This is a genomic window from Arthrobacter sp. B055-34 (genome assembly GCF_059090425.1).
Map to the genome: position 1 here is coordinate 116698 of NZ_JBNHFQ010000010.1, position 11080 is coordinate 127777.

Annotated in this window: 13 protein-coding genes and 1 tRNA gene; 5 read left to right on the plus strand and 9 right to left on the minus strand. The window is 64.5% G+C overall.

Annotated features, from left to right (window positions below; all coding sequences use genetic code 11):
* Positions 1 to 75: 75 nt before the first annotated feature.
* The gene (locus AC5RWO_RS17945) at positions 76 to 639 is read right to left on the minus strand and encodes a cysteine hydrolase family protein (protein WP_498732862.1); all 564 of its coding nucleotides are present in this window, start codon (positions 637 to 639) and stop codon (positions 76 to 78) included.
* A gap of 115 nt (positions 640 to 754) precedes the next feature.
* Between AC5RWO_RS17945 and AC5RWO_RS17950 the strand changes: the two genes are divergently transcribed.
* Both AC5RWO_RS17950 and AC5RWO_RS17955 read left to right on the plus strand, forming a co-directional pair.
* Entirely contained in the window at positions 755 to 2278 is a 1524-nt protein-coding gene (locus AC5RWO_RS17950; RefSeq protein ID WP_498732863.1) for an FAD-dependent oxidoreductase, read from the plus strand.
* Positions 2279 to 2357: 79 nt separating this feature from the next.
* Complete coding sequence (locus tag AC5RWO_RS17955; protein ID WP_498732864.1) at positions 2358 to 3464, plus strand: phosphate ABC transporter substrate-binding protein PstS; 1107 nt, start codon at positions 2358 to 2360, stop codon at positions 3462 to 3464.
* Here the strand turns inward: AC5RWO_RS17955 and AC5RWO_RS17960 are convergent.
* The 6 genes from AC5RWO_RS17960 to AC5RWO_RS17985 all read right to left on the minus strand — a co-directional run bounded on the left by AC5RWO_RS17960 (position 3451) and on the right by AC5RWO_RS17985 (position 8279).
* Positions 3451 to 4065: an SRPBCC family protein gene (locus AC5RWO_RS17960; protein WP_498732865.1), complete on the minus strand. Its 615-nt coding sequence runs from the start codon at positions 4063 to 4065 to the stop codon at positions 3451 to 3453. The genes AC5RWO_RS17955 and AC5RWO_RS17960 overlap by 14 nt on opposite strands.
* Positions 4066 to 4118: 53 nt before the next feature.
* Positions 4119 to 4907: an SRPBCC family protein gene (locus tag AC5RWO_RS17965; RefSeq protein WP_498732866.1), complete on the minus strand. Its 789-nt coding sequence runs from the start codon at positions 4905 to 4907 to the stop codon at positions 4119 to 4121.
* A gap of 215 nt (positions 4908 to 5122) precedes the next feature.
* Entirely contained in the window at positions 5123 to 5665 is a 543-nt protein-coding gene (locus AC5RWO_RS17970; protein ID WP_498732867.1) for a YceI family protein, read from the minus strand.
* 133 nt (positions 5666 to 5798) lie between these two features.
* Entirely contained in the window at positions 5799 to 6596 is a 798-nt protein-coding gene (locus AC5RWO_RS17975; RefSeq protein WP_498732868.1) for an enoyl-CoA hydratase/isomerase family protein, read from the minus strand.
* A 26-nt stretch (positions 6597 to 6622) separates the two neighbouring features.
* Complete coding sequence (locus AC5RWO_RS17980; RefSeq protein WP_498732869.1) at positions 6623 to 7411, minus strand: inositol monophosphatase family protein; 789 nt, start codon at positions 7409 to 7411, stop codon at positions 6623 to 6625.
* Between the two features lie 52 nt (positions 7412 to 7463).
* Complete coding sequence (locus tag AC5RWO_RS17985; protein WP_498732870.1) at positions 7464 to 8279, minus strand: LysR family substrate-binding domain-containing protein; 816 nt, start codon at positions 8277 to 8279, stop codon at positions 7464 to 7466.
* Positions 8280 to 8403: 124 nt separating this feature from the next.
* Between AC5RWO_RS17985 and AC5RWO_RS17990 the strand changes: the two genes are divergently transcribed.
* The gene (locus AC5RWO_RS17990) at positions 8404 to 8799 is read left to right on the plus strand and encodes a DUF5997 family protein (RefSeq protein ID WP_498732871.1); all 396 of its coding nucleotides are present in this window, start codon (positions 8404 to 8406) and stop codon (positions 8797 to 8799) included.
* Between the two features lie 56 nt (positions 8800 to 8855).
* On the opposite strand, the gene AC5RWO_RS17995 is transcribed toward AC5RWO_RS17990, so the two are convergent.
* Complete coding sequence (locus tag AC5RWO_RS17995) at positions 8856 to 9236, minus strand: VOC family protein (RefSeq protein WP_498732872.1); 381 nt, start codon at positions 9234 to 9236, stop codon at positions 8856 to 8858.
* 112 nt (positions 9237 to 9348) lie between these two features.
* Positions 9349 to 9431: transfer RNA gene (locus AC5RWO_RS18000), tRNA-Leu, on the minus strand.
* A gap of 424 nt (positions 9432 to 9855) precedes the next feature.
* Here AC5RWO_RS18000 and AC5RWO_RS18005 point away from each other — a divergent pair.
* Both AC5RWO_RS18005 and AC5RWO_RS18010 read left to right on the plus strand, forming a co-directional pair.
* The gene (locus AC5RWO_RS18005) at positions 9856 to 10596 is read left to right on the plus strand and encodes an FHA domain-containing protein (RefSeq protein WP_498732873.1); all 741 of its coding nucleotides are present in this window, start codon (positions 9856 to 9858) and stop codon (positions 10594 to 10596) included.
* The gene (locus tag AC5RWO_RS18010) at positions 10596 to 11078 is read left to right on the plus strand and encodes an FHA domain-containing protein FhaB/FipA (protein ID WP_498732874.1); all 483 of its coding nucleotides are present in this window, start codon (positions 10596 to 10598) and stop codon (positions 11076 to 11078) included. Before AC5RWO_RS18005 ends, AC5RWO_RS18010 begins: the two co-directional genes overlap by 1 nt.
* Positions 11079 to 11080 lie beyond the last annotated feature (2 nt).

An 11080-nucleotide genomic window follows, 5' to 3' on the forward strand; every position in this document is an offset into this window, starting at 1 on the left:
TTACCTCCTGCAGTAGTTGGCGTCGATTCTCAGGCTACTGAGCATTTGCATCGCAGACCAGAGCCGGGGGCGGACCTACGCTTCCCCGCCGGCCAGCAGCCGGTCCACTCCTGCAGCATCAAGGATGGGCTGGCGGTATTCCTCGCTGAGTACCTTGCGCACCATGTGTCCGTAGTCGTCCTTGTTCGAGGCCATGGCATCCGCGGCGTAGACCACCTTGAAGTTGTTGGCGAAGGCGTCAGCTGCGGTCTGGCCCACGCAGTTATGGATGGAAACGCCGGCCAGCACCAACTGCGTCGCTCCGAAATTGCGTAGCCGCAGCAGCAGGTCGGTGCCTTGGAAAGCACTGTCCCGCGTCTTGACCATCCGCGGCAGATTCTCATACCGCAGCCCCGGGAGGAACCCGGCCTGCTCGCTGCCGGAGAAGATGAAGCCTTGGTTGTCTTCGAGCATGCTCAGGGTCCAGGTGGATTTATCCCGCTCGTGTTCGGTGCACACCATCAACACGGGGACCGAGGCCTTTTGCGCCTGTCCGATGAGGTGGTTGCAGGCATCGACCAGCTGCCCCCGCCGTTCTCCCAGGGCGGGATCCTCAAAATAGGCGTTCTGCATGTCGATGATCAGTACAGCGGTATTCATAACGTAGCCGGCCTCCGAAACCTCTTTTGCGGTCAGTATTGAAAGTAAGCTTACTGATCTCTTGACGGAACTCACGCAACAAGGTGGGGTGGAGTTAGCAGCGGAAAGGATCACCATGAAATCCCTTTGGCTAGACACGGCGCCGGACATCGCCTCGGATTCCTACGAGCCTGGCACCGAATATGACAGCGTGATTGTCGGAGCCGGCATTACCGGCTTGACCACCGCGGTCCTGTTGGCACGGGCCGGGCACCGGGTTGCCGTACTGGAGGCCCGCAGCACCGGGGCCGTCACCACAGGCAACACCACCGCAAAGGTCTCCCTGTTGCAGGGCCGCCAGATGACCAGCATCAGCTCGCACCACGGCGCCGGAACTGCACGCGCCTATGTGGATGCCCAGCGCGAAGGGCAGTCCTGGCTCCTGCGCTTCTGCGAAGAGCACGGAATCGACTACCAGCGCCGTGATGCCTACACCTATGCCAACACTGACAAAGGCACCGAAGACCTCAAAAAGGAGCTGGAGGCCAGCGCCGAAGCAGGTCTCGGGGTGGAGTTCGTGGACACCGCTGCGGAGTTGCCCTTTCCGATCGCCGGTGCCATCCGGCTGCCTGGCCAGGCCCAGATCCACCCGCTTCAGGTGCTCGCCGGGCTCGCCGCGGAACTACGCGAACGCGGCGGCCTTTTGGTGGAACGGGTACGCGTCACCAACGTCACCGGCACCCGGGGAACATCGGGATCCAAGCAAGCTGCCGGCGGCAGCGCTGGCCGCAAACTGACCGTCCACGCGGAGGCCGGCCAGGTCACCGCGGACCACGTTGTCCTGGCCACGGGCACGCCCATCCTGAACCGAGGCGGCCATTTCGGCCTGCTCAAACCCCAGCGGTCCTATGCCACCGCCTTCAATGTGCCCGGGCAGATTCCCGAGGGCATGTACCTGTCGATCGATTCCCCCGCCAGGTCCCTGCGCACCGCCGAGAGCGCCGGCCGGCAGGTCCTGATCGTGGGCGGCAACGGCCACAGCGTGGGTCGGCAGCACCACACCAAAGGGCAGCTGGAGGATCTGGTCCGCTGGGCGCAGAACACCTTTCCTGGCGCCGAACTGACCCACAGCTGGTCCGCGCAGGACTACAAACCGGACGGGGCCGTGCCCTACGTGGGCAAGCTGTCCTTCGCCGAGGACCGCATCTATGTGGCCACGGGCTACAACAAGTGGGGCATGACCAATTCGGTGGCGGCCGCGCTGTCGCTGACCTCACTGATCCTCGAAGGGGCCAAACCCTGGGCCAGGGAGCTGTACAAGACGCGGGTGGCCCCGCACGATGCCTTCTCCACGGTGCAGACCAACGCGTCCGTCGGGGTGGAACTGGTGAGCGGCTGGCTCAGCGGACTCGTCCGCACCTCGGAAACGGCGCCGCCGGAAGGCCAGGGCACGGTGGTCCGGGACAATGCCCGGCCGGTGGGAGTGAGCACCGTGGACGGCACTACCCGGCGGGTGAGCGCGGTCTGCACGCATCTGGGCGGAGTGCTCTCCTGGAACGACGCCGAATGCACCTGGGACTGCCCGTTGCACGGCTCGCGTTTCAGCGCCGACGGCGCGGTGCTGGAAGGCCCGGCCACACGCGATCTGGACAGGAAGTGAGCAAGAAACCCGCCCGCCCTATCCGGCGTCGGAGGGAGCCATCTTTGTGCACGATTCGTTCCCGGTTACCCTAAAGAGGATGGCTCCCCGACTTTTTCCCACCTTGGCCCTGACCTCTGCTGCCCTGCTGGCCCTGACGGCCTGCGGCTCCGACTATCCTCTGGGGCCGGAGCAGGAAGCAGCGGCCGAGCACGGATCCGATCTAACCGGAACCCTTTCGGGCGCCGGTTCGTCCGCCCAGAATGCGGCGATGGATGCTTGGCGCGCAGGCTTTAATCTGCTTCATCCCAAGGCGCAGGTCCAGTACTCCCCGGATGGTTCCGGGGCCGGCCGGACTGCGTTCCTCGCCGGCGCCGTGGAATTTGCCGGATCGGACGCCTACCTCGACGCCGAGGAGATGGAACGCGCCAAGGAAGTTTGCGGCCCCGAAGGCGCATTCAACGTCCCCGCCTATGTCTCCCCCATCGCCGTCGGCTTCAACCTGCCCGGCATTACTGAATTGAACATGGACGCCGCTACGATAGCGGGGATCTTCAAGGGCGAAATCACGCACTGGAACGACCCGGCCATCGCCGAACAGAACCCCGGAGTGGAACTGCCGGATCTGCGCATCACGCGGGTGAGCCGCGGCGATGATTCCGGAACCACCGAAAACTTCACTGAGTACCTGCATGCCGTGGCTCCGGATGTCTGGACGGCCGAACCCAGCGACGCCTTTCCCTCGGAATTCGTTGCGGAAAACGCCCAGGGCAACACCGGCGTGGTCAGCATGGTCGCCCGCACCGAAGGCGCAGTGACGTACGCAGATGATTCTGCGGTCGGACCTCCACTGGGCAAAGTGAACCTCAAGGTCGGCGACGATTATGTGCCGGTCAGCTCCGAGGGCGCGGCCATCGCCCTCGACGAGGCCGAACCGGCAGAGGGGCGCCCGGAGTACGACCTCGCACTGGAACTTGACCGGACCACCACGGCCGAAGGCGCCTACCCGCTGCTGCTGGTGTCCTACCACGTCTGGTGCACAACCTACGATGATCCGGAAAAGATCGAACTGATCAAGACCTTCGCCGAGTATGTGCTCAGCCCGGAAGGCCAGGCTGCTGCGGCCAAATCGGCCAAGAGCGCCCCGATCTCCGAGCGGCTCTCGGAGCGCGGCATCGAGTCGGTGGAAAGAATCAGCGCCCGCTAGATTCGGCCTCCGTCGACTCTCCGGTCTCCGGACTGCCGCCGGCCGGCTGGTCTTTGCCTGCGGCAGGATCCTGCACCGGTATGTCGTGCTGCTCTGTGTATCCCGGCGGGAACCCGCCGCCGGCGGTGCCGCCATAGTAGTCCCGGCTGCCCAGGCCGTGCTCGGAGGCAGGATGATGGGTCTCCGAGCCCCCTGTCTCCACATACTGCTTAAACCGCCACAGCTCGTTGCGCACCTCGCGGTGGTCCGAGCCCAGAGTGGCCCCGGCCTTTTCCAGCACCGACCCCGGATGCCAGTCGATCCGCACGACCATCCGCGTGAGGCCGGCATCGAGTTCCAGGAACTCCACCGCGCCCTGATGCGGCACGCCTTCCACGGTTTCCCAGGCCATGCGCTTGCCCGGTAGCTCCTCGGTAATCTTCGTCTCGAACTCCCGCCGGACGCCACCAACCTTGGTGGTCCAGTGGTGGGTCACATCATCCTCGCGAATGACCCGCACCACGCCGTGCATGAAAATCCCGAACGCCTCAAACCTAGCCCACTCGCGGTAGACTTCGGCAGCCGGGGCCGCAATGTCGACTGTCTGCTCGATCTTGGCCATCTTCCAACCTTCTTCTTTCAGCGGTCCATTTTTGGTGGCCGCGGCGGGGCGGATCAGCGCCCTGCTGCATTCCGCCCCGTCTCATCGGTATCCGGATCGGGCTCGTTGTCCGGGTCATTCAGCGTCCCGCCGGGGACATCCTGGAGCGGAACCTTCGAGGTCTCGCCAAGTGCCGGATCATCCAGGAGCGGTTTGTCCGACCGGGCGGCGGGATCTTCGATCGGCAGATCGTCCTTGTTGGTGCCTCCCGGCGGAAACCCGCCGGCCCCGGTGCCGCCGTAGTAATCCCGGCTGCCCAGGCTATTGTCTTTCTCGCCGGGCCCAGCCGTGGACGCACCCGTTGCCGCAGCGGCCCCGGCACTCCCGGAAAGTCCGGTCGATGCATCACCGGGGCGGTCCACATTGCCGCGCCAGGCTCCAGTCTCGGAACCCTGGGTTTCAACGAACTCCTTAAACCGCTTCAGGTCGGATTTCACCTGCATTTTGTCGGCGCCGGCAGCGGCTCCAGCCTTTTCGACGAACGTTTGCGGGTCCCAGTCCAGCTGGACGGTGACTCGCGTGTGCCCCTCGTCGAGGCGGTCGAAATCAACCGCGCCCGCGTGGCTGGTACCGTCGGTGCTCTTCCAAGCGATCCTTTGGTCCGGATGCTGCTCGGTGATCTCGGTGTCGAATTCACGCTCGACGCCGGCGACCTTCACCGTCCAGTGGTTTGTGGTGTCGCTGAGCTGCCGGACGGACTGGACCCCATGCATGAACCGCGGGAAGGACTCGAACTGGGTCCACTGTTTGTAGGCCATGGACACCGGGACGGCCACATCGATCGTTTCATTGACACTTGCCATGATCATCCTCTTCCAGTTGGAAACTGACGTGAAACCGTCGGGCTTCAGGGAGTGGCCGCCTATTTCCAACGGTACATAACATGACCAGTACCGGCAACGAAGTAGTAAGACTGCTGAGAATCTGGTGCGGCGTACCGCAAAAACGAACGCCCGCCCCCTGACTGGGAGCGGGCGTTCGCCTCAATGGGCCGGCATCGCCGGCGGATGCTGCCGGATCAGTTGGCCGGCAGCACAAACGCGGCGTCGACCGTGATGGTGACCTTGTCGCCCACCAGCACGCCGCCAGCTTCGAGGGCTGCGTTCCAGGTGATGCCGAATTCCTTGCGGGAAATCTGGGTGCTGGCGGAGAAGCCGGCGCGGGTGGAGCCGAACGGATCCACGGCCATGCCGCCGAACTCGACGTCGAACGTCACCGGCTTGGTGGTGTCCTTGATGGTCAGCTCGCCGCCCAGCTTGAACTCCTCCGGCGTGCCCTGGACCTGGTTGGCCTTGAAGGTCATGTGCGGGAACTTCTCCACGTCGAAGAAGTCGGCGCTCTTGACGTGGCCGTCTCGGTTGTCGTCGTTCGAGTCGAAGGACGCCGTCTTGACCGTGGCTTCCACCGAGGACGTAGCCAGGGATTCGCCGACCACCAGCGTGGCGTCGGCCTCGGTGAATTGGCCGCGGACCTTGCTGATACCGGCGTGGCGGACCACGAAGCCGATCTCCGTGTGGGACGTATCCAGGTTCCAGGTTCCGGGAGTGAGTTCAAAAGCCATAACGGTGCCTCCTAGGCGTAGATGCTGGGATGCCCCCCAGAGATAATCATGCGTTTGCATCTAGTATGACCGCTAATTAGTTGATATGTCAACTTATTGGGTAGAGGCTTTCCTCCACCGGGAGCTGCCCGGCTTACTTCCCCGTGAATTCGGGCTTCTCCTTGGCCAGGAAAGCCTTGGTTCCGATCCGGGCGTCCTCGGTGGCAAAGGCAGCCCCGAACGCCTTCCGTTCCACCACCAGCCCCTCTGCGGTCGACAGACCGGCGGCAGCGTCTACAGTGCGCTTGGCGTTGGCGACGGCGGCCGGGGACTTTCCGGCGATCTCGCGGCAGGTGGCCGCGGCGGCGTCGAGCATATCGTCCTTGCTGTCGAACACCGCGTTGACCAATCCGACCCGGTAGGCTTCCTCGGCCCCGATGATCCGCCCGGTGTAGATCAGCTCCTTGGCACGGGCCAGCCCCACCAGGTGCGGCAGGCGCACCGTGGCGCCGAAGCCGGGGATCAGGCCCAGGCTCACTTCCGGTTGGCCGAACTTGGCGTTTGCCGTGGCATAAATGAAGTCGCAGCCCATGGCCAGCTCCAGTCCGCCGCCGAGCGCGAAACCGTTCACGCACGCCATCACGGGAATGGCCAGTTGTTCGAGCGACCGCGTCAGATCCTGCATGCCGGCGCTGTAGTCCCGGGCCTGGGCCGGAGTCATGTCGGCCATCTGCCGGATATCCGCGCCCGCCGCGAACGCCTTCTCCCCCGATCCCGTGATCAGGATACTGCGCACTTCGGCGCCTTCGGGCGACTGGACGTCCGCCACGAACTGGGTCAGGTCGGCCACCACCTGCGTGCTCAGCGCATTGAGCGCCTCCGGCCGGTTGATCACCACGGTGGCCAGTTCGCCGAGGCATTCCAGCTGGATGGTTTCGTATGTCTTCTCCATGGGCATTCCCTTCCGGATCTTTCGGGCTAAGCCCGGCTCTGCAACAGCGCGACGGCGTCCGCCACCTGCGCTTTTCCGCCGGCTACATACCAGCGGTAACCATTAAGATGTACGACGGCGGTGTCCCCGCCTGCCGCTTCCACGAGGGCTTTGCCCGGGAGCCAGTCCCATTCCGGCAGGCCCTGCTGGAACCAGACGCCGAAGATGCCGGCCGAAGTCGCCGCCAGCTCACAAGACGCCGACCCCCAGGTACGGTACGTTGCGGCGCCGAGCACGGCCTCCATGTACGGCTCCGCCGCGGCAGGATCCCGGAGGTACGTGTGGTGGAGGTACGCGGACGCGCAGCTTTGATCCAACGGCGCACTCATGGCCTCCCCGGTCCGAACGCCGTTGCGGGTAGTCGGCAGACCGTCCCCGCCGATCCACAGCGCATCCTCGGCGGGGTGGTAGATGGCACCGAGCAGGCCGCCGTCGTCGTTCTTGAGGGCGATGGCCGCACACCAGTAGGTGCCGCCGGTGAAGAAGTTGTAGGTCCCGTCCACCGGGTCAATCACCCAGGTGCGGCCGGACGTGCCTGTGTGGCTGGAGCCTTCCTCGCCAAGGATGCTGTCGTCGGGACGGACCCGGCGCAGGGTCTCCACCACCAGCTGCTCGGCCGCGTGATCCGCTGCGGTGACGACGTCGGAAATGCTCGTCTTTTCCTCGAAGGTAACCACGGCCGCGCGCATTCCTGCCGCCAGCGTACCCGCGGAGCGCACCAGCCAGGCGGCGAGCTCGGCGTCGTCAAGGTGTTCGGGGATCTCGGGTGAAGTCATAGCTCCACCCTAATGCGAAGCCCGCCAGCCTCCGCCCCCGGGCACCGGCGGGTCAGCGGCCGCCCTTGCGAGGGCCCTTGCCCCTCGGCTTGCCGCCCTTTGCCGGCCCGCCCTTTGGCTGCCGGCCTTTCGTCAAGCCACTCTTACCGGAGGTGCCCTTTCCGGAGCCGCCCTTGGCCTTGCCCGCCGGCTGGCCTCCCTTGGCCTGGCTTCCCTTTACCTGCCCGGCCTTGCCGCCGCTTCCGCCGGCAGGCTTGCGCCCCGCTTTGGCGTCATTCTGTCCGGCCTCCTGCTGGGCGGAGGGCTGCCGGGAACTATTGGCCGTGCGGCCGCGGACAATCCCGATGAATTCCTCGACGGTTTCGTTAGTCTTTTCGGTAATCCATGCCACCCCGATCTGCGTTTCGGGAGCGCCCGACAGGGGCTTGTAGACCACGTCTTTGCGGTTGTGCAGCCTCGCCACGGACATCGGCAGGATCATCAGTCCGGCTCCGGAGGCCACCACTTCCACGCCGGTCTTGGCTCCGCCCATTTCCACCGGGTCCAGGAAGTTCTGGCCGTCCAGCTCTGCCAGCGGCACGTCGTCGTCGTAAAGCTCTATGTCGTGGTCTTTCGGCGCGACCACCACCGGCACCTCTGTATATAAGGGGATGACGCTCAGACCTTCACGGTCCACCGGCAGGCGTACAAAGCTCAGATCCGCCCGGCCATCCCACAGGACGGCGGCCTGCTCGGCTTCTTCACAAGCGGATACGGTGAGCGGGACGTCCGGAACGCGTTCTTCCCAGCGCCGGACCCACTTCCCTGGTGTCACGCCGGGCACGATCGCGATTCTCAAGGCCGGCAGCGGCGGTACTTGTGCATCCATGCGGCTCCTTCTGGCCGGCCTGTCCCGACGTTTCGTCTCTGCCGGCGCAGGCGCGCAGGCGGTCCCAGCGAGGGCCCGCACCAAGCTCTTCAACACCTTAGCCCAAGACAGTTACGCTTGAGCCATGACAAGCGCGAAATCCTCCCAGTCCATGAAACCTGCCACGGCAGCCAAGAAGCTGGGCATTTACCTCCCGGCCGCCCCGCAGGAATTCCAGGACAACCCGGTGTCGCGCGAACAGTTCAGCGAACTGCAGTCCAATCCGCCGCAGTGGCTCGAAGAACTGCGCCGCAACGGTCCGCATCCCCGGCCCGAGGTGGCCCGGAAACTCAATGTGTCCATCAGCGGCCTCGCCCGCGGCGGGGTTACCGAACCGCTGACGACGGCGGAAATCACCGAGCTGCTGCAAAACCCGCCGCAGTGGCTGGTCGCCGAGCGTGCTTCCTTCGCCGCCGTCCGCGCCGAGGAGCTGCGCCTCAGGGACGAGGCCAAGAAGGACGAGGCCAAGAAAGCCAAGTAGCCTGCACCGCACCCCCTCCGTTCGGCTGCCGCGGACGGAGGGGCGGCGGACGGCTGTCAGTCCTGGTGGAGCTGGATCAGGTTTCCGCAGGTGTCGTCGAAGACGGCCGACATCGAACCGCTGGGATCCGACTCCGGTTCGCCGGTGAACTTCACACCCTTAGACGTGAGCCGCTCGTATTCCGCCTGCACATCGGGAACGCCGAAAACAATGGCCGCCATGCCGGCGTCATACACGCCCTTCATGTAGGCCTCGCCGATTGGGTTGTCGCTCGGCTCCAAGAGGAGGCCGGTGCCCTGCCCCTCGTCCGGTGACTTGACGATGAATAGCTGGTGTTCCGGCATCGCCATGAGTTCCTCGAAACCCAGTGTTTCCGTGTAGAACTTGAACGCCTCGGCAGGATTCTGGACATGGATGCTGCACATTTTGATACGCATGCCGTGAAGACTACCCCGGCCGCAGCGTCACGGGGAAGGCGCGGGAGGGTCAACGCGGGGCGTGGCTTAAACACATCAGCCCCGGTCCGAAGACCGGGGCTGATGTTCTGCGTGCGCGAGGGGGGATTTGAACCCCCACGCCCTTTCGGACACTGGCACCTGAAGCCAGCGCGTCTGCCGTTCCGCCACTCGCGCGCAACTTCCTTGCAGATCGTTTCCTGCAAGAACAGCGAGATCAATACTAGCCTGAAACCTGTCCAAATTCCCAATCGGCGGTTTCACCCGCCAAAAGCGGGGGTTGCGACGGACGCATCGCTGCCCGAAGGCACAGCAGCCGCGCCCTTACATCCGCTGAAACACAAGGCTTCTGGCGGGGACGGCAGCGGAACATGCCTCAAGTTGAACGCGGCCGCTCGCTCTGGAACACTGCCGGAGACGGAAAAAGGGGCACAAGTGCACAAGGTGACCTTCGCCACTGTGCGGCAACTTTCGGTGGCGGGGAAACGTTAGCGTTAAAGCCTTTTGGACCAGTCGCAAGTAGTATCGAAGTGGATAATCGTCCTACGGGCGTGCCCTTGAGGCATGCGCGGACCGCTATACCAAGGAGAGGAGGCAGCCAGTGGGCTTACTGGATAACGTTGAACGCGGCATCGAAAAGATGGTCCGCGGTGCCTTCTCGGTCGGCGGAAAGGGCCAGGTCCAGCCGGTGGAAATCGCGAGCCGCCTGCGCCGCGAGCTCGACAACCGCTCCATCACCCTGGCCCAGGGACGCACGCTTGCCCCCAATGTATTCGAGATCCGGCTCAGCGGTTCGGACTATGCGATGGCCCAGCAATGGGGCTCCACCCTTGCAGAAGAACTGTGCGACGTGGTGATCAACCACGTGAACAGCCAGAAGTACACGCTGCAGGGTGCAGTACGCGTTTCCTTCAATCAGGACGACGAACTCAAGCCCGGGGATTTTGAAATCGACTCCTCGGCGGAAAAGTCAGGAGCTGCGCAGGCCTCCCAGCCGCGCAGGCCGAGTACACCGGCGGCACCTGCCCGCCAACCGACCAGACTCCAGCCGGTGCTGGAAATCGAAGGCCAGCGCTATTCACTGAACGCGCCCTCCATCGTCCTCGGCCGGTCATCCGAAGCGGACATCCTCATCGATGACACCGGAGTCTCCCGCAAGCACCTTGAAATCCGTACTGAAGGTGGATCCGCCACTGCCGTGGATCTCGGCTCCACCAACGGCAGCTTCGTCAACGGCCAGCGCATCCATGGCCAGGAGGACCTGACTGACGGGACCGTGATTACGATGGGCCGCACCCGCATTACCTTCCGTCTGCTGCCGGCACGGGGCGGCGGGGCCTGATGGACGATCTGGTAGTAACCGCCCTGCGCTTCGGGTTCCTCATCTTGCTCTGGCTCCTGATCATCAGCATCATCTCGGCACTGCGCCGAGACCTGATGATCGGCAAAAAGGACAAGACCGGCGCCCCGACGGCACGGCAGGTCCGCAAGAATCCGGACCTGGCCGAGCAGCATGCCACAGCGCCACGCGTTCAGGCGCGCAAGCTGATCGTCGTCGAAGGACCCCTGGCGGGCAAGACGCTTGACCTCGCCGCCAGCCCGATCCTGCTGGGCAGGGCGCAGGAAGCAACGCTCGTGCTCGAAGACGATTATGCGTCCGGCCGCCACGCCAGGCTGTTCCCGCAGGGCAGCCGCTGGTTTATCGAGGATCTGGGTTCCACCAACGGAACCTACTTGGGGGAAACGCAGCTGACACGCGCCCTGCCGGTTGAGCCCGGCGCACCCATCCGGATCGGTAAGACGGTCATTGAATTGAGGCCATAGCC

Coding starts and splice junctions, on each gene's coding strand:
- AC5RWO_RS17945 (WP_498732862.1), bottom strand. CDS start 639: ATGAATACCGCTGTACTGATCATCGACATGCAGAACGCCTATTTTGAG.
- AC5RWO_RS17950 (WP_498732863.1), top strand. CDS start 755: ATGAAATCCCTTTGGCTAGACACGGCGCCGGACATCGCCTCGGATTCC.
- AC5RWO_RS17955 (WP_498732864.1), top strand. CDS start 2,358: ATGGCTCCCCGACTTTTTCCCACCTTGGCCCTGACCTCTGCTGCCCTG.
- AC5RWO_RS17960 (WP_498732865.1), bottom strand. CDS start 4,065: ATGGCCAAGATCGAGCAGACAGTCGACATTGCGGCCCCGGCTGCCGAA.
- AC5RWO_RS17965 (WP_498732866.1), bottom strand. CDS start 4,907: ATGGCAAGTGTCAATGAAACGATCGATGTGGCCGTCCCGGTGTCCATG.
- AC5RWO_RS17970 (WP_498732867.1), bottom strand. CDS start 5,665: ATGGCTTTTGAACTCACTCCCGGAACCTGGAACCTGGATACGTCCCAC.
- AC5RWO_RS17975 (WP_498732868.1), bottom strand. CDS start 6,596: ATGGAGAAGACATACGAAACCATCCAGCTGGAATGCCTCGGCGAACTG.
- AC5RWO_RS17980 (WP_498732869.1), bottom strand. CDS start 7,411: ATGACTTCACCCGAGATCCCCGAACACCTTGACGACGCCGAGCTCGCC.
- AC5RWO_RS17985 (WP_498732870.1), bottom strand. CDS start 8,279: ATGGATGCACAAGTACCGCCGCTGCCGGCCTTGAGAATCGCGATCGTG.
- AC5RWO_RS17990 (WP_498732871.1), top strand. CDS start 8,404: ATGACAAGCGCGAAATCCTCCCAGTCCATGAAACCTGCCACGGCAGCC.
- AC5RWO_RS17995 (WP_498732872.1), bottom strand. CDS start 9,236: ATGCGTATCAAAATGTGCAGCATCCATGTCCAGAATCCTGCCGAGGCG.
- AC5RWO_RS18010 (WP_498732874.1), top strand. CDS start 10,596: ATGGACGATCTGGTAGTAACCGCCCTGCGCTTCGGGTTCCTCATCTTG.